We start from the raw sequence: 16,585 nt of genomic DNA, 5'->3' as shown, positions 1-16,585 counted from the left end.
TCTGAAAGTCCCCCTTTGCAAAGGGGGATTTAGGGGGGATTGACTATATAATTTTTGTTGAATCTAACCATGCTACTTCATTATTATTACATGAATCATTGCCACTGCAATTGTTCACGCAAATTCACCACTTCACCAATAATGGTCAAAGTCGGTGCAACAATTTCATGCTCAGCCACTTTCGAAGCAATATCGGCAAGTGTACCGACCACGACTTTCTGCTCGGGTGTCGTACCTTTAGACACCAACGCCACAGGCATACTGTCACGCTGACCATGTGCGATCAGCTCCTGACAAATCCGCTCTAAGCCAACCAAACCCATATATAAAACAAGTGTTTGATTCTCATAAACCAACTCATTCCACGGCAGTTCAGGCGAACCTTCTTTAAGATGCCCAGTCAAGAAGCGTACACTTTGCGCATAGTCCCGATGCGTCAGCGGAATCCCTGAATAAGCCGAACAGCCCGATGCAGCAGTAACCCCTGGCACGACTTGGAAAGTGACATTGGCTGAGAATAGCTCTTGAATCTCCTCGCCACCACGACCAAAGATAAACGGATCACCACCTTTGAGACGGCAGACTCGTTTGCCTTGCTGAGCAAGCTCCACCAATAACGCATTAATGCCATCTTGCGGAACGCTATGATCTGAACGTGCTTTCCCCACATAAATCTTGCTCGCATCACGACGGCATAACTCTAAAATTGGCTTCGACACCAAACGGTCATAGACCACGACATCGGCTTGTTGCATTAGGCGCAAAGCTTTTAAAGTTAAAAGTTCTGGATCACCCGGTCCTGCACCAACTAAGTACACTTCCCCTTTTGGTGCTGTCCATTCTGATAAGGCTTGTTGAATTAGGTCATTCGCCACATCGAAATTGTCATTAAAGACTTGTTCTTTCAGCGGGCTGGCGTAGAGATTTTCCCAAAAGATTCGACGCTCATCAGGATTTTGAATTTTGGCTTTGACACGCTGACGCCAATCGCCTGAAAATGCCGCCAACTTGCCCATACCGTGTGGGATGGATGTTTCGAGTTGGGTACGAATTTGGCGTGAAAGCACTGGCGATGCACCATTCGATGCAACAGAAATGAGTAGTGGCGAACGGTCAATGATCGCAGGCACCATGAATCGACAGTTTGGAATATCATCCACACTATTGACGAGGATGTTGCGTGCTTCGCATTGCTCAAATACAGTGCGATTGACCTCAGCATCATCGGTTGCCGCAATCACTAAACGATAGGTGGTGTACAAATGTTGTGCATCGAATGACGCTTGTAGATATTGCCCTGCACTGTTTTGCACCACTTCAAGCAATTGCGAATCAATTTCTGGCGCAACCACATCAATGATCGCCCCCGCTTTGTGCAAAAGTGTCGCTTTACGCAGTGCAATATGTCCACCGCCAACGATCAGACAGCGTTGCTGTTGCAACTTTAGAGAAATTGGAAAAATATCCACAATTCGCCTCAATAAATATCAATCTGATCGGATGAATGCAAAAACTGTGCACACTTTCGATGCACAGTTGATTTGTTGATTAAAATTTCATCCCAAGAAACATCAGCAAGAATATCTCAGAAAATCTTTCAAGGATTAGTCAATAAAGGTTAAACCGCCCATATACGGTTGCAACACTTTTGGAATCTCAATCGAACCATCAGCACGTTGATAGTTTTCCATCACCGCAAGCAAAGTACGACCCACTGCAAGCCCTGAACCATTTAAGGTATGTACCAATTCAGTTTTCTTTTGATCGACACGATAGCGAGCCATCATACGACGCGCTTGGAAGTCGCCCATATTTGAACATGACGAAATTTCACGATAAGTCTCTTGGCTTGGCACCCAAACTTCCAAGTCATAAGTCTTGGTCGCACCAAAGCCCATATCACCACCACACAATAGAATCTTACGATATGGCAATTCCAACGCCTGCAAAATGCCTTCTGCGTGGGCAGTGAGCTCTTCCAAAGCCTGCATAGAGGTTTCAGGCTTAACGATTTGTACCATTTCAACTTTGTCGAACTGATGCTGACGAATCAGACCACGCGTATCACGACCATACGAACCTGCTTCACTACGGAAACATGGCGTGTGCGCAGCATATTTCAGTGGTAGACGATCAGCATCAATGATTTCATCACGCACGAAATTGGTCACTGGCACTTCAGCAGTTGGAATTAAGTAATATTCCTTTTCACCTTGTAGTTTGAACAAGTCTTCCTCAAACTTCGGCAACTGACCTGTACCACGCAAGCTATCCGCATTGACCAAATACGGCACATAAGCTTCGGTGTAGCCATTATTCAAGGTGTGTGTGTCGAGCATAAACTGTGTCAACGCACGCTGTAGACGCGCCAAAGGACCTTTGAGTACGCTAAAACGTGAACCTGACAATTTAGTCGCCGTTTCAAACTCTAAACCACCCATCCATTCACCAAGATCGGTATGGTCTTTGATTTCAAAGTCAAATGTACGTGGTGTACCCCATTTTAGGATTTCCACATTGTCATTTTCATCTTTACCCGCTGGTACAGATTCATCAGGTAAGTTTGGAATATTTAAAGACTTTTGAGCGATTTCGTCTTGAAGCTCTGCCAAAGCGGTTTCTGCGGCTTTGATCTCATCACCGATGGCTTGCATGCGAGCCATGATTTCCGAGGCATCGCCACCTTCACGTTTAATCTGACCGACTTGTTTGGCACCTGCATTACGCTCAGCTTGTAGACTTTCGGCTTTGGATTGGATGTCTTTACGACGAGTTTCTAATGCCGTCCACTCGGCTGTATCAAGCTGTACGCCACGTTTTGCCAATGCTGCATTGACAGCGTCGATATCATTTCTTAAAAGTTTTGGATCAATCATGAGGTGCTAAAGTAGATAAAAATTTGAATGCGCATAGTGTAAGCGCTGTGAGGGGAAAAATACAGTGCTACGATGATAGATACCACATGGCTTAAATAGAAAAAATAAGCGCAGATTCCTCCACGCTTATTTCACTGCTTAATGACTTGGAATCAAATGAGTTAGAACCAATTAACGCTCAGCAATCGGCACCACTTTACGCAAATCATAGCCAGTATATTCCGCACTTGGGCGAATGATACGGTTATCTGCACGTTGTTCCATCACATGCGCAGCCCAACCCGTCAGACGACTCATCACAAAGATTGGCGTAAACAGTTTGGTTGCAATCCCCATAAAGTGATATGCCGACGCATGAAAGAAGTCTGCATTACAGAACAGCTTTTTCTCACGCCACATCACTTCTTCACAGCGCACAGATACAGGATACAGCACCGTATCGCCAACATCATTGGCTAGCTTCTCAGACCAAATCTTGATGATCGCATTACGTGGGTCGCTATCTTTGTAGATCGCATGACCAAAGCCCATAATCTTTTCTTTACGCTCAAGCATGCCCATCATTTCACGTTCTGCTTCGTCGGCAGATTTCCAATTTTCAATCATGTCCATCGCTGCTTCATTTGCGCCACCATGTAATGGACCACGTAATGTGCCAATCGCACCTGTAATGCACGAATGCATATCTGATAAGGTCGAAGCACAAACCCGAGCGGTAAAGGTCGAGGCATTAAATTCATGCTCTGCATAAAGAATCAATGACACATTCATCACTTGCTCATGCAAGGCATTTGGCTTTTTACCGTGAAGCAAATGTAAGAAATGCGCACCGATTGAATCATCATCGGTATTTTCATCAATACGCACGCCATCATGGCTAAAACGATACCAATAGGTAATGATCGACGGAAATACAGCAAGTAAACGATCGGTCGCATCGTGTTGCTGATCAAACGAGGTTTCTGTTTCGAGATTACCGAGCATCGAACAGCCTGTACGCATTACATCCATTGGGTGCGCATCGGCAGGAATGCGTTCGAGCACTTCTTTGAGTGCCTGTGGCAGACTGCGTAGACCTTTTAATTTTGTTTTATACGCATCGAGCTGTGCTTGCGTCGGTAGCTCACCGTACAGAATCAAATACGCCACTTCTTCAAACTGACAATGTTCTGCCAAGTCTTGTACGTCATAACCACGATAGGTCAGCCCTGCACCACTTTTACCTACAGTTGAAAGCGCAGTTTTCCCTGCGACTTGTCCACGTAAACCTGCACCTGATAAGACCTTTCCTTCAGCCATGTTTTACTCCAATTCAATTGTTCTATTGATGATTTTTAAGATCAGTTCAAGGACTTTTCCACATTGTCCTTGATTTAAAAACAATGATTTCACAATGAAATCACTTCATTCACAGCTTGATTATTTCTCTTGAAACAGCTTATCCAAAGTCTGTTCAAACTCATGATAATTCAAGAATTCATACAACTCTTTACGCTCTTGCATGGTGTCTAATACATTGACTTGCGTGCCGTGTTCACGCACCGAACGCATCACTTGTAATGCGGCTTTTTGCATGGCACGAGTTGCAGACAGTGGATAGAGCACCATTGAAATGCCTTGTTCTGCCAGCTCGTCTTTGGTGTAGTACGGTGTATCACCAAATTCAGTAATATTGGCAAGCACTGGCACCTTGACCGCATCGCAAACGGTTTTGTACATGGTGATGTCAGTCATTGCTTCGGCAAAGATCGCATCGGCACCCGCTTCCACGCAAGCGCAAGCACGGTCAATCACTGCTTGTAAGCCATCTTTTTGTAGCGCATCAGTACGAGCCATCAGGACGAAATCAGGATCAGTTTTGGCATCAGCCGCCGCTTTAATCCGATCAACCATTTCCTCAAGGCTGACGATTTCTTTATTCGGGCGATGACCGCAACGCTTTTGCGCCACTTGATCTTCGATATGCACTGCTGCTGCTCCCGCAGAAATCATCTGTTTGATGGTACGAGAGATATTAAAGGCACCGCCCCAACCTGTATCAATATCCACCAAAAGCGGGGTATCGACTTGACTGGTGATACGGCGTACATCCTCTAATACATTATCAAGGCTGGTCATGCCAAGATCAGGCAAGCCATATGAGTAATTGGCAACACCTGCACCTGAGAGATAGATGGCACGATAGCCGACCTGCTTTGCCATCATGGCGGCATAGGCATTGACTGTACCCATGATTTGTAAAGGATTTTCTTCTAACAATGCGGCACGAAAACGTGCTCCCGCTGAACTCCGTGACATAATTTCTTTTCCGTTAAATTCATTGTTTAGAGACTGCCTAATCAAAAACAGTCCCAAGCAGTATAGGAAGATCGTTCAAAAAAGCTATGGCATTATCATGTTATTGTGATCGATTTAGACCAAAGTGTGACTATTTTTGCCAATCACCTCACAAATAATTTGCAAAACATTTCATGATTTCTTTCATGATTATCCGCACCTAATATGTGGATGAATTGCAAAAATCAATTTAAATCCACATAGATGAATTAAAATCACCGTAAACGAAGCGGATCAGCGATCACGGTCAAAACCATGCTAAGATATGCCGTCGTGTTGCTGTCGATTTGATACGACACCTTTGATTTCGCCACAACTGTTAAGCCATCTCTATGAAAGCAAAACTCGTCAATCCACCAAATACCCAGCGTGCCGTAGACCGTTGCACGGTTTTGTTTGATGCGGCGACAGATTTGTTTATTCAATACGGTTACGATCAAGTCAGCCTTGATCAGATCGTCGAGCGTGCTGGCGGCTCCAAAGCCACCATTTATAAATATTTTGGCAGTAAACAAGGGCTATTTTTGGCGATTTGTCGTGATCGTAGCGATAAATTTATTTATCAAATCGAACTTGCCTGTCAAAAAGACAGTGACGATATTCGAGCGAACCTCACTGCACTACTGCAAGATTTGTACAGCATATTTACTGATGAAAACAACATGTCATTTGATCGTTTGCTGATTAGCATTTCCGCAGAACATCAAGATCTGGCAATCGAATTGTACAATCAAGGACCACAACAATCTTACAATCTGTTGGCAGCGTATTTGGAAAAAATGCACCTCGCTGGCTTATTGGATTGCCCTCGTCCACTCGACTCAGCAGTCACTTTTTTTGGCTTTTTTCAAGATTTGCACTGGCGCACTTTGATCGGTTTGCCGATTGATAATAAAGATGATGCGCAGATCGCTTATTTCGTGGATCGCTTTATCCGTGGGCATCAGCACTGTCACCCAGATTCAAAATAATCTCTGCAAAAATGATTCCTTTTGGGAATATATACCTTGAAATATATTTATTGATTTAATATTTGCATTTTTAAAATGAACGGTTGTACACTCGAGGATTGTTTTTTTCATTCCTTTTCGTAAACAACTCACCAACTCACTGGTTTGTTACAGATATTTTGTGGTACAAGCTATGGCGCTACGGCATTTTCTCACCCTGCGTGATCTCACTCCTTTTGAACTCAAACAACTGCTTGCTCGTGCAACAGAGCTGAAACAACTTCAGCAAAAATCCGAAGCCTATCAGCCTTTTGTCGGCAAAGTGATGGGCATGATTTTTGAAAAATCCAGCACACGTACACGAATTTCTTTTGAAGCAGGCATGTGTCAATTTGGTGGGGATGCGATTTTCTTGTCGCCTCGAGATACACAGCTTGGTCGTGGCGAACCGATTGAAGACTCGGCACGAGTGATTTCTCGGATGCTCGATATTGTCATGATTCGTACCTTTGGTCATGATATTGTTGAAAAATTTGCACAATATTCCGCCGTTCCTGTGATCAACGGTCTGACGGATGATCATCATCCGTGTCAGCTCCTCGCCGATATGCAGACCTATTTTGAACATCGTGGCGATATTGCAGGCAAAACCGTAGCGTGGATCGGTGACGGCAATAATATGTGTAATTCCTATATGGAAACTGCACAAATGCTCGGCTTTAAACTACGCATTGCATCGCCAGAAGGCTATACCCCAAATCCAAAATTCTTGGCTGAATTTGCAGATCATGTCGAGTTGGTTGACTCACCTGAAGCCGCTGCCAAAGATGCCGATCTGATCGTGACTGATGTCTGGGCGAGTATGGGGCAAGAAGAAGAGCAAAAATTGCGTGAAAAAGCCTTTGCTAACTATCAAGTCAATGAAGCCTTAATGCAGCTGGCACATCCAGATTGCTTATTTATGCACTGTTTACCTGCGCATCGTGGCGAAGAAATCTCTGAAAATATGCTCGATCATCCAAATGCTGTGGTTTGGGATGAAGCAGAAAATCGCCTGCATGCACAAAAGGCTTTGGTTGAATTTTTACTCAATGAACATGGTAAAAAATAAATCATTGCCTCAAATGAAAAGCTCACCGATCGGTGAGCTTTTCATTTATGGCAAAATATGCAAAGCAATTTATGCCGCTTTATTTTTGTTAAATAGCTTTCTTCCACCAACTCTTAAAACAATTCGACGTAGCATTGAAGCAACAGGATTACTCGGCACAAAAAACTGTGATTTCAACCGCACCAGTAAGCGTTGTTTATTGATAAATGGACGCATGCCCTTTTCCCAATCTTTCAGTGCAGCTTCGATATCATCATTTTTTTCTAAGGCACATGCCAGTTCATAGCCACCTTTAATCCCAGCCGTTGCGCCCATGCCTGAATACAGCGTCAAACACCATGCCGCATCACCGACCAACACCACACGACCTTTTGACCATTTTTTCATTTTCACGGTATGTACCGAGTCGAATAAATAATCTTTGCTCTGCTCCAAATCACCTAATGCTTCAGAAATAATATTCATCTGATCCATCCCCGCAAATACTTTGCGTAAGGTTGCCACTGGATCATCTTTAAACTGTGCATCGATATCATCGGTTCGATAGGTAAATAGCGCAGTCGGTGTATGATCTGCTAATGGGAATACCCATAAAGCACGATTTTCCTCACAGATCATGATGCCATCGTGTTGTGGAAAATTAGTAATTTCATCTTTGAGCTGGTAAGCACAAATCATTGCACCGAGCGAATGCATAAAGTATTCATGCGGCCCAAACACCATCTCACGCACCGATGAGCGCAAACCGTCTGCACCGACCACAAGATCAAACTTCTCTTCGCTTTCGGTCACTTGACCATCAACCTCATGCTTGAGCTTAACAATCACGCCATCAGACACATTTTCAATCGACGTTGGACGTGTACCGAAGCGTACTTCAATCTGATCTTCTACGCCTTTCCACAGCCCCGCTTCAATATCACCTCGAAGCAATACCGTCGGCTGTGTCACCTGATCCGCAAAGCCACCGACACGTATGCGACTACCATCATCCAAGATATCCCAGTTTTGTGATTGCGTTGGGGTGCGACCATGAATTTTATCGAGAATACCGAGTTTTTCAGCCGCATCTTTGCCAGCTGCATGCAATCCTAGAAAATAGCCTCCCGTACGACGCTCAGCTGATTTTTCTACAATTATCGGTGTCCAGCCCTTTTGCTTAAGGGCAATCGCCGACGCCATACCTGCCATACCTAAACCAACGATTAAAACTCGATGTGTCATTTCATTACCTCTCTGTTCATTTTAAGTTTGAATTAATCTTAAGATTTAAACATTTGATTAATTCATGGATAAAATTTTTTGCTGAGTTTAACCCTCAGCAATATCCGCTTCTAGCATCGCATTGACCCAGATCGGGATCAATTTTTTGCGCTGTTGCATCATTTTGGAAAATTGCCCTTCATCCAGTCGATGCTCTGTAAGTAATACAGGTTTCATCAAGAACGGCACCAAAATCAAACCCAATAAATTCATTAAGAAATTTAACGGATCAGGCTCTGATACTTTGCCCTGTACCACTTCTGCCAAATACTGTTGCATAAAAACGGTTTCTTCAATGCGCTCCCGAAAGGGTAATTTCTCGGCAAAATTGGCGACATCATTACGCATCTCAGTGAGTAGAAAAACGGGAATATCTGGATGTTCAGACATAAAATCAATATAGTGCGCTGCGATCATTTCGACTTTTTGCGCTAAATTGGTGTCGACATCATTTAAATTCTTCATCAAACTTTGTAAAAAATCTGCCATGGTATCGATCATCACGATTTCAAACAGCTTGGCTTTTGAGCGGAAATAATAATTTAACAGCGCCAAATTAATCCCTGATTCTTCAGCAATATCACGGGTACGTGTTGCCACAAAGCCTTTTTTATGGAACACCGTCCGTGCTGCCAGCAAAATCTTTTGCTCTGTGCTTAAATCTGCATTGTCTTCAATGTCACGGATTAATGTGCCAACCATATTACTTACTCAAAACCTGCTTGATCGTGACTATCATAGACAAGGTTGAGTTGCTTTACAATAGATTTAATCAATTGATTAAATCGAAATACATTTTCACAACATTTACTGCTTATCTCGCTTGAAGCACTGCGCATCAGTCGCCAGCGAACAATTTGCTATTGAGCAATCCGTATTAGAGAAATGTGGAAATCCCACAGCTATTTCTTGTTGTTGTCATCACAGTGCTTTAAGATAGTGTGAAGGCGATGCTCCTAGATGATAAGTAACTATAGAATCAACGTCTTAGAGCATTGTTGCAAAGATTTATAATACATTGAATTAAAATTTAGGTGAAAAATGGCGATTATTGATCAATCAAAACCTGTATTAGTCACTGGTGCAACGGGCTATGTTGCAGGGTGGATTATTGAAGGTTTACTCAAACAAGGTACGCCTGTGCATGCCACAGTCCGTGATCCATCGAAAAAAGAGAAATTTGCCCATTTAGAAGCCATCGCCAAGCAAAACCAAACCCCGATTACATTTTTTAAAGCGGATTTGCTCACTCCACAAGCCTTTGATGAAGCAATGCAAGGCTGTGAAGTGGTGATTCATACTGCGTCGCCTTTTGTGGTGAGCAATTATAAAGATGCGGTAAAAGACATTATCGAGCCAGCGATCCAAGGCACACGCAATGTGCTCGAATCTGTCAATCGCACCAATACGGTCAAACGTGTGGTACTCACTTCAAGTATTGCTTCGACTTATGGCGATGCCGCAGAGATCAAAGATACCGAAAATAATAGCTTCGATGAAAGCCACTGGAACAAAACCAGTAGCGCTGACCATCAACCCTACCCATACTCCAAAGTCGCTGCCGAACGTGAAGCATGGAAAATGCAATCTGCACAAAGTCGTTGGAATCTGGTCTGTATCAACCCTGCACTGGTGATGGGACCATCGCTCACTTCAAGTACGCAATCTGGCAGCGTCGAAGTGTTACAACAGTTTGGTGATGGCACATTGAAGTTTGGCGTGCCTGCGATGTGGAATGGTATTGTCGATGTGCGTGATGTGGCGGATGCACATATTGCAGCGGCTTTTTCTGAAAAAGCACATGGGCGTTATATTGTCAGCGGTGGTACGCTCAGTCTGCTGGAAATGGGCAAAATCTTAGCCAATAAATTTGGTTCAAAATATCCATTTCCAAAAATGGAAGCGCCAAAGATTCTGTTCCAAGCCATCGCTCCGATTTATGGGTTAAGCCGTAAATTTGTCAAACTTAATATGGGTTATCCAATCTACTTTAATGCCGATCGTAGCATCAAGGAATTAGGGATTCATTATCGTGATATTAAAGTCAGTGTGATTGAACACTTCCAACAAATGATTGATGATGGCATTGTGAAAAAACGCTAATTCACATCGATTTCATCCATGAAAAAACGGTCAATTAATTTGCACAATTGACCGTTTTTTATCACAACATTTTGGATTTTAAGCCGTTTGTTTACGACTCATCAACGTGGTCACAATGCCAGAGAGTGCATAAATAATCGACACGATCAAAATACCCACAGGAATATTATAAGTAATCGCAGAGAAAATCAGAATCACAGGAATCATCATCACAAAAGGTACACGCTTGCGATCCATGACTTTGAATGAATAATATTTCAAGTTAGAAATCATCAGCAAGCCGATAATCACCATAGTCGCTGCATTCAAGACTTGTAGCCACGTCGCACTGAAATCCAGCATCGCTTTAAAATCTTGCTGTACCCAGACTGAGCAAATCACGATGATCGCAGCAATCGGACTGGCAATCCCGATAAAGTAGCGCTTATCGACGATGCCAATTTGCACATTAAAGCGTGCCAAACGAAATGCCGCACAGACAGTATAGATAAAGCAACACGCCAAGCCGATGCGCCCCAGATCATGCGTACTCCAGCTATACATCAAAATCGCTGGCGCCACACCGAAAGCCAAAAGATCAGAAAGCGAATCAAACTGCTCACCAAAAGCACTTTGCGCACCAATCGCCCGAGCCACACGCCCATCCAAGCCGTCGAGTAAAGCTGCGATGATAATGGCATAGACTGCTTGCAGATATTGCCCATTCATACTGGCAATGATCGAGTAAAAACCACTCAGTAACGCTGCCGTAGTAATCAGATTCGGCCAGAGGTAGATGCCCCGACGACGTACTTTGCCATTGGCGGTATGCTCTTCTTCCACCACTTCAAAGGTAATGCCATCATAATCCAAAGCAGATGGTTCATTTTTTGAAGGCGTAGGCTTTGCATTATTCGCTGAAGTCGTTGCTTTACTTTCGTCAGACTGTTGCATTCGCACTCCTTGATCAATTTATTTTATTTATCCAAAATTTATGGATGATAATGCGCTATTCACCTACCAACCATTTCACTTTTGCCTGCGCACCTTCAGCCATTTTCAGGTGTGGCAATAACCATTGCAAGGCATCATCGGCATGTTGGTCGAATTGCCACGGCGGATTAATCACCAGCAAACCGCAACCATTTAAACCGACTGGCGTATCATCAGGCCACACGCAAATCTCACAGACTAACTGACGGCGAATACCTGTCTTTTGCATTTTCTTTTCAAAACGCTCAATCATGGCACGATCTTTAATCGGATACCAAATCGCAAAAACGCCTGTAGACCACTTCTTATAAGCACTTTGAATCAGCTCGACCAACTGCGGAAAGTCTTTACGCTCGATTTCATAGGGCGGATCAATCATCACCACGCCACGCTTCTCTTTCGGTGGAATCACCGCCAGCAAACCTTCATAGGCATCACGTTGATGACTCTGTAAACGCCGATCATACAAATTGTGGCGCAGCTGTGCATAGACATCACTTTGCAATTCAAACACCGTTGCCACATCTTGCTCACGCATAGTATCTAGGGCAAACCACGGAGAACCGGGATATACACCCTTGCCTTCTGTTTCACGCAAATTTTCAACCGCTTTGAGATAATCTTGAACGATTTCAGGAGCTTCTTTGCGTGCTTTACTGTTGAGCTGCATCAAACGATGAATGCCTGACAAATATTCACCCGACTTTTGCGCAGGTGCATCGGCAAGATTATATTTACCTGCGCCCGCATGGGTATCGACATAGCGATACGGCTTATCTTTGGCATTCATTTGTTGTAAAAGTTGCATCAGCAAAACATGCTTCATCACGTCGGCAAAGTTACCTGCGTGAAAATGGTGACGATAATTCATGGAGCTTAAATTTAAATGATTGAATATCTGCTATTTTAGCATGAAATGATTTGCAATATTGTGCGTCCGTTGTACGACTTTGTCGATGACATTTGTTATCGACATACATTACAATAGCTCGGCTGATTCAAAGCGTTGTCTACGAGCGGTCTATTATAGCCTGTAGAATTCGTCTGATATGTGATGAAAATAAGCAAAATTCGTTTTAGACCTATTTCATGATTAGTTCATGATAATACTTTTGCACGGCATTTGTTATGAATCAGCACAGCGATGCGCTCAAAACATTTTTTCATCTCGATAAAATTCTTGATGAGATGCAAACACAAGGCTTTAGTATCATTGATGATCTCTATCCTGTTGAGTATATGCAGACATTACAACAAGAATGCAGTGATCATCTCGATCAGTTTCGTAAAGCATCGATTCAAGATGGCGTGATGACTGAGATTCGTAGCGATCATATCTTATGGATTGAGCCAGATTTAACGCTCGCATCGCAACATATTGCACAACTAGAACATTTATCTCAGGATTTAAACCGTTATTTTTTTGCAGGCATTCGAGATATTGAAGCGCATTTTGCTTGTTATCATGCGGGTGAATTTTACGCCTTGCATCGGGACAATCCACAACAAAAAAATGGTCGAGTATTTTCCACCGTATATTATCTACATTCTGAATGGCAGAATGATTGGCAAGGTCAGCTTCGCCTACAAGACATTCAAAATCAATGGCATATCATCGAACCCAAAGCCAATCGCATGGTACTTTTTCAAAGTGATTTATTGCATGAAGTGCTGGAAACCAAGCAGGATCGACTCTCGATCACCGCATGGATGCGAAATAGTGACCCTGTTTTGGGCTAAATCATATGAGCAGAATAGACCAAGAATTGTCGCAGGCAAGTCATTGACAATCTTGGTGAGAATTTTGTTATATTAAAAACCACCAACAAGGTATTGCAGATCAACTGACTGCAATGCATTTGTTTATTTTTCATGACAATAACAACAGGAGCAAGACATGCACGATCAAGACGATGATCAAAAGTATTCAGACATGTCGACGACTCAAAGCAATACGTCAAATGCGCAGCAACAGAATGCACCTAAAAAACCGCATAAAAACCAGCAATATACCGATGCAACGCTTAGCGACTCGGCGGATTTCACCACGTCAGCGAGCCAAGAAACGGCCATCGAGCCTGATCCTGAGATCGAACCCGAAATCAGTCGAAGCGTCGATTATTTCGATACGGGCATTGACCTACATCAGCCCAATTCACGTGAACTGCTCAACAAAACTTTTAGCTCGACCTTAAAACGTGCCAAGATTGCCGTGAATTTTGCCACTGATACCACCACGGATATCGTCGGTGCACTTGGGCACGTCACCAATACTACGCTCGATACACTAGATCAAATTAGCCAACACACCAAAAATAGCGTACTGGGCATGAAGAGTTATTCCAGCAAGGCAGTGCGTGGCTTGGTCACTGAAACCAGCGAAGTCGCTCGAAGTGTTAGCCTGAATATGGCGAAAAACTTCCTCGGTAATAATCCGATTACCCTGTATCTGCCCGAAGTTTTGCTGAACAAACAAATCCGTAGCCGAGTCGACTCCAAAGATATTGACAATATCACGGTGCAATGCGGACAGGATCAATTTCAGATCGAGATCGATGGGCATTATCGTCGTGTGCTGTATCGCCTGACGTTAAAGTTTGATGTACTGGAATGTGGCATCGGTCAAGAAAAATTCCTGCGCCTAAAACAAACCGATGAACAGCTCGATGTGCAGGTGCGCCATGCAGGCACCATGACCAACTGGGCGACTCGTCGTGTCGGCAAGGTTGGCTTTGAGGTGATGAATCGCATTCCTGTGGCAAAGATCATGAATCATCTGATCCGAGATATTCCTGGGATTCGTCAGGAAAAGCATCGGCTGTGGTACATTGATCTTGAGCAAGCGGGTTTTATCGATTTTATTAACAATCGTTCGTGGATGACGGAGCGTTTGATCAGCCTAACCGATTTTAGCATTTTACCTGGACTGAATATTTTACGTGAAAGCAAAGAGTTGGTACGGCAATTGGTCGATCAATTTGAAATTTGCGGACTTCGAGTGCAACAAGGTCGGCTTGCCATCCAAGTCAGCATTAGTCCGCCCAAAGATGCGATTTTATCTTTGACCCTAAATGGCTGATCACACAGCGCATCTAGTTGATTTTTCGGATTTCGCCCTCATTATTTGCTGTGCTAGACACGTTAAGCACAGTGTGCTTCGTGCTATCTGTGCCACGCCACATTAACCATCAGAGGGTTTCGATATGAATGATACAAGCAAATTACTCATCAGCAGAATTGGGGAAACGGATCAAGCATATCTACAGCAAAATACCCCTGAACTCGCTTTAGAACGTGGCAAATTGCGTATCGAACTGGTGACCTTGAGTCTTCTCAAGTCTGAGCAAATCCACTTTTTGCAAGAGGCGATTGTGATCCTTGAACAAGGACGCATTGAAGTGGATGAGATGCCACTGCAAGTCTATCTGGATTTATCTTTGCAGCTTGCACAGGCATATATGATCTATTTTGAGCTGACGAATGAAAAACGTTTTGCACTCATTACCCAGCAGATCTTAAAACCGCTCGCACATTATCAAGATGCTGATATTTTCTTGATGCTTGGCTATGCAGCGATTGCTCAAAACGAAGTCGCCATGACCCGACATTGGTTGAAAAAATACGCTGATCATCCTGCGTTTGATCTGAGCTTATTGATCGAACATGCAGCATGGCAAGCCTATCATCAGGAAAGTTGGTGGATTGATTTAGTCAAACGTAAATCAAGCTAACTTTGATGGCTGGCGTTTTTATATAAGACAGCCCCTCAGCCCGCTTAGTCACCACCAGCAAACAATGACTCAACGTCTTGTTGGGTCATTTTCTTACTCTGTATCGAGAAAAAAGGATAATACGCTGGTTTATGATCCGTATATATTTCTTGAGCAACTTCTATTGGTAGTTCTAAATCAAACAATTGTGCATTGAGATAATAAGTGTGTTGATCTGCATTGAGTTGATAATACAGATGTGTACCACATTGCTGACAAAAACTGCGAGATGCCCACGTTGAAGATGCATAATGCTGAATTAAATCTTTACCCGTGATATCAACTTGAGTTGATTCAGTCGATACAAATGCCCCGCTACCCCATCGCCGACACATCCCACAATGGCAAACATTGAGTGTAGTGACTGTGGTTGTTTGTATTCTTACTGCTCCACATAAACATTGTCCATGCATGGCTTTCTCCTTTTTGCTGTTTTTATTGAAGTCTTGCCATAACATAACACGGCATAAAAAAAGCACAAACCAATCATGATTTGTGCTTTTTATAGCGATTTGAATCAATCGCTATGATCTGATTGAGATGGGAAACTGTTAAATTTCGACATTCCCATCTATTTCAATCTTGGATTATTTCTTCGCTGCTGCAGGTTTTGCGACAGATGCTTCAGTGGTAATGTTCACAGTGATTTGATCACCAACATTCGGTACATAGTCAGCGATACCAAAGGCAGAACGATCAAAACTTGTGGTTGCATTGAAGCCCACTGTGTCGAGTTTGGTCATTGGATGTGCGCCTTTTTTGTTCAGCACCGCATCAAGTACGACGGGTTTCGTTACACCTTTTACCGTCAAATCGCCTGTGATTTTAAAGTTTTTGCTATCACGTGTTTCGACTTTGGTACTTTTAAAGGTAATGGTTGGATATTTTTTCGCATCAAACCAATCCGCACCGAGTAGATGCTCATCCAATTTACCCACATTGGTATTGATGCTCTCTAAAGGAATAGTGACATTGACCGATGATTTTTCGGGATTTTTTTCATCGACTTTGATCACGCCTTCAACATCACTGAAGTTACCACTTGGCGTTGAAAAACCAAAATGATTCCACGTAAATACTGTTGCCGTATGAGTCGGGTCAATTTTATAGTCCACAGTCGCCGCATAGCTGGCAACCGAGGTGAATGCCAAAGCTGTACTAAATGCCAAAGCGTGTAAAGTTTTCATTATCGCACTCTCTTCT

At 43.3% G+C, this 16,585-nt stretch carries 16 protein-coding genes; 6 read left to right on the top strand and 10 right to left on the bottom strand.

The window, feature by feature from the left end; translation table 11 throughout:
• Positions 1 to 95 precede the first annotated feature (95 nt).
• The 4 genes from cysG to prpB all read right to left on the bottom strand — a co-directional run bounded on the left by cysG (position 96) and on the right by prpB (position 5,174).
• Positions 96 to 1,469, bottom strand: a complete 1,374-nt coding sequence (gene cysG, locus BLQ60_RS00510) for a siroheme synthase CysG (RefSeq protein ID WP_092614468.1) — start codon at positions 1,467 to 1,469, stop codon at positions 96 to 98.
• A gap of 135 nt (positions 1,470 to 1,604) precedes the next feature.
• Positions 1,605 to 2,876 carry a serine--tRNA ligase gene (gene serS, locus BLQ60_RS00505; protein WP_092614466.1) on the bottom strand — a complete coding sequence of 424 codons (1,272 nt, stop codon included), beginning with the start codon at positions 2,874 to 2,876 and terminating at the stop codon, positions 1,605 to 1,607.
• 171 nt (positions 2,877 to 3,047) lie between these two features.
• The gene (gene prpC / locus BLQ60_RS00500) at positions 3,048 to 4,175 is read right to left on the bottom strand and encodes a bifunctional 2-methylcitrate synthase/citrate synthase (RefSeq protein WP_092614464.1); all 1,128 of its coding nucleotides are present in this window, start codon (positions 4,173 to 4,175) and stop codon (positions 3,048 to 3,050) included.
• 120 nt (positions 4,176 to 4,295) lie between these two features.
• Complete coding sequence (gene prpB / locus BLQ60_RS00495; protein ID WP_378235125.1) at positions 4,296 to 5,174, bottom strand: methylisocitrate lyase; 879 nt, start codon at positions 5,172 to 5,174, stop codon at positions 4,296 to 4,298.
• Positions 5,175 to 5,545: 371 nt separating this feature from the next.
• Between prpB and BLQ60_RS00490 the strand changes: the two genes are divergently transcribed.
• Together BLQ60_RS00490 and argF are read left to right on the top strand one after the other, a co-directional pair.
• Positions 5,546 to 6,184, top strand: coding sequence for a TetR/AcrR family transcriptional regulator (locus BLQ60_RS00490; protein ID WP_092614462.1), 639 nt, complete (start codon positions 5,546 to 5,548; stop codon positions 6,182 to 6,184).
• A gap of 172 nt (positions 6,185 to 6,356) precedes the next feature.
• Positions 6,357 to 7,274: an ornithine carbamoyltransferase gene (argF, locus tag BLQ60_RS00485; protein WP_092614460.1), complete on the top strand. Its 918-nt coding sequence runs from the start codon at positions 6,357 to 6,359 to the stop codon at positions 7,272 to 7,274.
• A 69-nt stretch (positions 7,275 to 7,343) separates the two neighbouring features.
• Here the strand turns inward: argF and BLQ60_RS00480 are convergent, their stop codons facing one another.
• Together BLQ60_RS00480 and BLQ60_RS00475 are read right to left on the bottom strand one after the other, a co-directional pair.
• The gene (locus tag BLQ60_RS00480) at positions 7,344 to 8,498 is read right to left on the bottom strand and encodes an FAD-dependent monooxygenase (RefSeq protein WP_092614458.1); all 1,155 of its coding nucleotides are present in this window, start codon (positions 8,496 to 8,498) and stop codon (positions 7,344 to 7,346) included.
• Positions 8,499 to 8,585: 87 nt separating this feature from the next.
• On the bottom strand, positions 8,586 to 9,239 hold the full coding sequence (locus BLQ60_RS00475) for a TetR/AcrR family transcriptional regulator (protein ID WP_092614456.1): 654 nt from the start codon (positions 9,237 to 9,239) through the stop codon (positions 8,586 to 8,588).
• Positions 9,240 to 9,587: 348 nt separating this feature from the next.
• On the opposite strand from BLQ60_RS00475, the gene BLQ60_RS00470 reads away from it, so the two are divergent.
• The gene (locus tag BLQ60_RS00470) at positions 9,588 to 10,640 is read left to right on the top strand and encodes an SDR family oxidoreductase (RefSeq protein ID WP_092615921.1); all 1,053 of its coding nucleotides are present in this window, start codon (positions 9,588 to 9,590) and stop codon (positions 10,638 to 10,640) included.
• A 78-nt stretch (positions 10,641 to 10,718) separates the two neighbouring features.
• Here the strand turns inward: BLQ60_RS00470 and pssA are convergent, their stop codons facing one another.
• A complete protein-coding gene (pssA, locus tag BLQ60_RS00465) occupies positions 10,719 to 11,573 on the bottom strand; it encodes a CDP-diacylglycerol--serine O-phosphatidyltransferase (RefSeq protein ID WP_092614453.1) in 855 nt (284 codons plus the stop codon).
• A 55-nt stretch (positions 11,574 to 11,628) separates the two neighbouring features.
• Entirely contained in the window at positions 11,629 to 12,483 is an 855-nt protein-coding gene (locus BLQ60_RS00460; RefSeq protein ID WP_092614450.1) for a 23S rRNA (adenine(2030)-N(6))-methyltransferase RlmJ, read from the bottom strand.
• A gap of 257 nt (positions 12,484 to 12,740) precedes the next feature.
• Here BLQ60_RS00460 and BLQ60_RS00455 point away from each other — a divergent pair, with 257 nt between their 5' ends.
• The 3 genes from BLQ60_RS00455 (at position 12,741) to BLQ60_RS00445 (ending at position 15,343) form a co-directional block, all read left to right on the top strand.
• On the top strand, positions 12,741 to 13,352 hold the full coding sequence (locus tag BLQ60_RS00455; RefSeq protein ID WP_092614447.1) for a 2OG-Fe(II) oxygenase: 612 nt from the start codon (positions 12,741 to 12,743) through the stop codon (positions 13,350 to 13,352).
• A 157-nt stretch (positions 13,353 to 13,509) separates the two neighbouring features.
• A complete protein-coding gene (locus tag BLQ60_RS00450; RefSeq protein WP_213030451.1) occupies positions 13,510 to 14,691 on the top strand; it encodes a hypothetical protein in 1,182 nt (393 codons plus the stop codon).
• 124 nt (positions 14,692 to 14,815) lie between these two features.
• A complete protein-coding gene (locus BLQ60_RS00445; protein WP_092614445.1) occupies positions 14,816 to 15,343 on the top strand; it encodes a hypothetical protein in 528 nt (175 codons plus the stop codon).
• A gap of 44 nt (positions 15,344 to 15,387) precedes the next feature.
• Here BLQ60_RS00445 and BLQ60_RS00440 read toward each other — a convergent pair whose 3' ends face one another.
• Together BLQ60_RS00440 and BLQ60_RS00435 are read right to left on the bottom strand one after the other, a co-directional pair.
• A complete protein-coding gene (locus BLQ60_RS00440) occupies positions 15,388 to 15,795 on the bottom strand; it encodes a GFA family protein (RefSeq protein WP_092615915.1) in 408 nt (135 codons plus the stop codon).
• Between the two features lie 174 nt (positions 15,796 to 15,969).
• Positions 15,970 to 16,569: a YceI family protein gene (locus tag BLQ60_RS00435; RefSeq protein WP_092614442.1), complete on the bottom strand. Its 600-nt coding sequence runs from the start codon at positions 16,567 to 16,569 to the stop codon at positions 15,970 to 15,972.
• Positions 16,570 to 16,585 lie beyond the last annotated feature (16 nt).

It is taken from the genome of Acinetobacter marinus (assembly GCF_900096915.1).
GTDB lineage: Bacteria > Pseudomonadota > Gammaproteobacteria > Pseudomonadales > Moraxellaceae > Acinetobacter > Acinetobacter marinus.
Note: the sequence above shows the minus strand (reverse complement) of the source record. Positions and strands in the feature narration are given on the sequence as shown.

What these genes read in the sequence shown, in the direction of transcription:
- serS (WP_092614466.1), bottom strand. Translation starts at nt 2,876, where the DNA reads ATGATTGATCCAAAACTTTTAAGAAATGATATCGACGCTGTCAATGCA.
- prpC (WP_092614464.1), bottom strand. Translation starts at nt 4,175, where the DNA reads ATGGCTGAAGGAAAGGTCTTATCAGGTGCAGGTTTACGTGGACAAGTC.
- prpB (WP_378235125.1), bottom strand. Translation starts at nt 5,174, where the DNA reads ATGTCACGGAGTTCAGCGGGAGCACGTTTTCGTGCCGCATTGTTAGAA.
- BLQ60_RS00490 (WP_092614462.1), top strand. Translation starts at nt 5,546, where the DNA reads ATGAAAGCAAAACTCGTCAATCCACCAAATACCCAGCGTGCCGTAGAC.
- argF (WP_092614460.1), top strand. Translation starts at nt 6,357, where the DNA reads ATGGCGCTACGGCATTTTCTCACCCTGCGTGATCTCACTCCTTTTGAA.
- BLQ60_RS00480 (WP_092614458.1), bottom strand. Translation starts at nt 8,498, where the DNA reads ATGACACATCGAGTTTTAATCGTTGGTTTAGGTATGGCAGGTATGGCG.
- BLQ60_RS00475 (WP_092614456.1), bottom strand. Translation starts at nt 9,239, where the DNA reads ATGGTTGGCACATTAATCCGTGACATTGAAGACAATGCAGATTTAAGC.
- pssA (WP_092614453.1), bottom strand. Translation starts at nt 11,573, where the DNA reads ATGCAACAGTCTGACGAAAGTAAAGCAACGACTTCAGCGAATAATGCA.
- BLQ60_RS00460 (WP_092614450.1), bottom strand. Translation starts at nt 12,483, where the DNA reads ATGAATTATCGTCACCATTTTCACGCAGGTAACTTTGCCGACGTGATG.
- BLQ60_RS00455 (WP_092614447.1), top strand. Translation starts at nt 12,741, where the DNA reads ATGAATCAGCACAGCGATGCGCTCAAAACATTTTTTCATCTCGATAAA.
- BLQ60_RS00450 (WP_213030451.1), top strand. Translation starts at nt 13,510, where the DNA reads ATGCACGATCAAGACGATGATCAAAAGTATTCAGACATGTCGACGACT.
- BLQ60_RS00445 (WP_092614445.1), top strand. Translation starts at nt 14,816, where the DNA reads ATGAATGATACAAGCAAATTACTCATCAGCAGAATTGGGGAAACGGAT.
- BLQ60_RS00440 (WP_092615915.1), bottom strand. Translation starts at nt 15,795, where the DNA reads ATGCATGGACAATGTTTATGTGGAGCAGTAAGAATACAAACAACCACA.
- BLQ60_RS00435 (WP_092614442.1), bottom strand. Translation starts at nt 16,569, where the DNA reads ATGAAAACTTTACACGCTTTGGCATTTAGTACAGCTTTGGCATTCACC.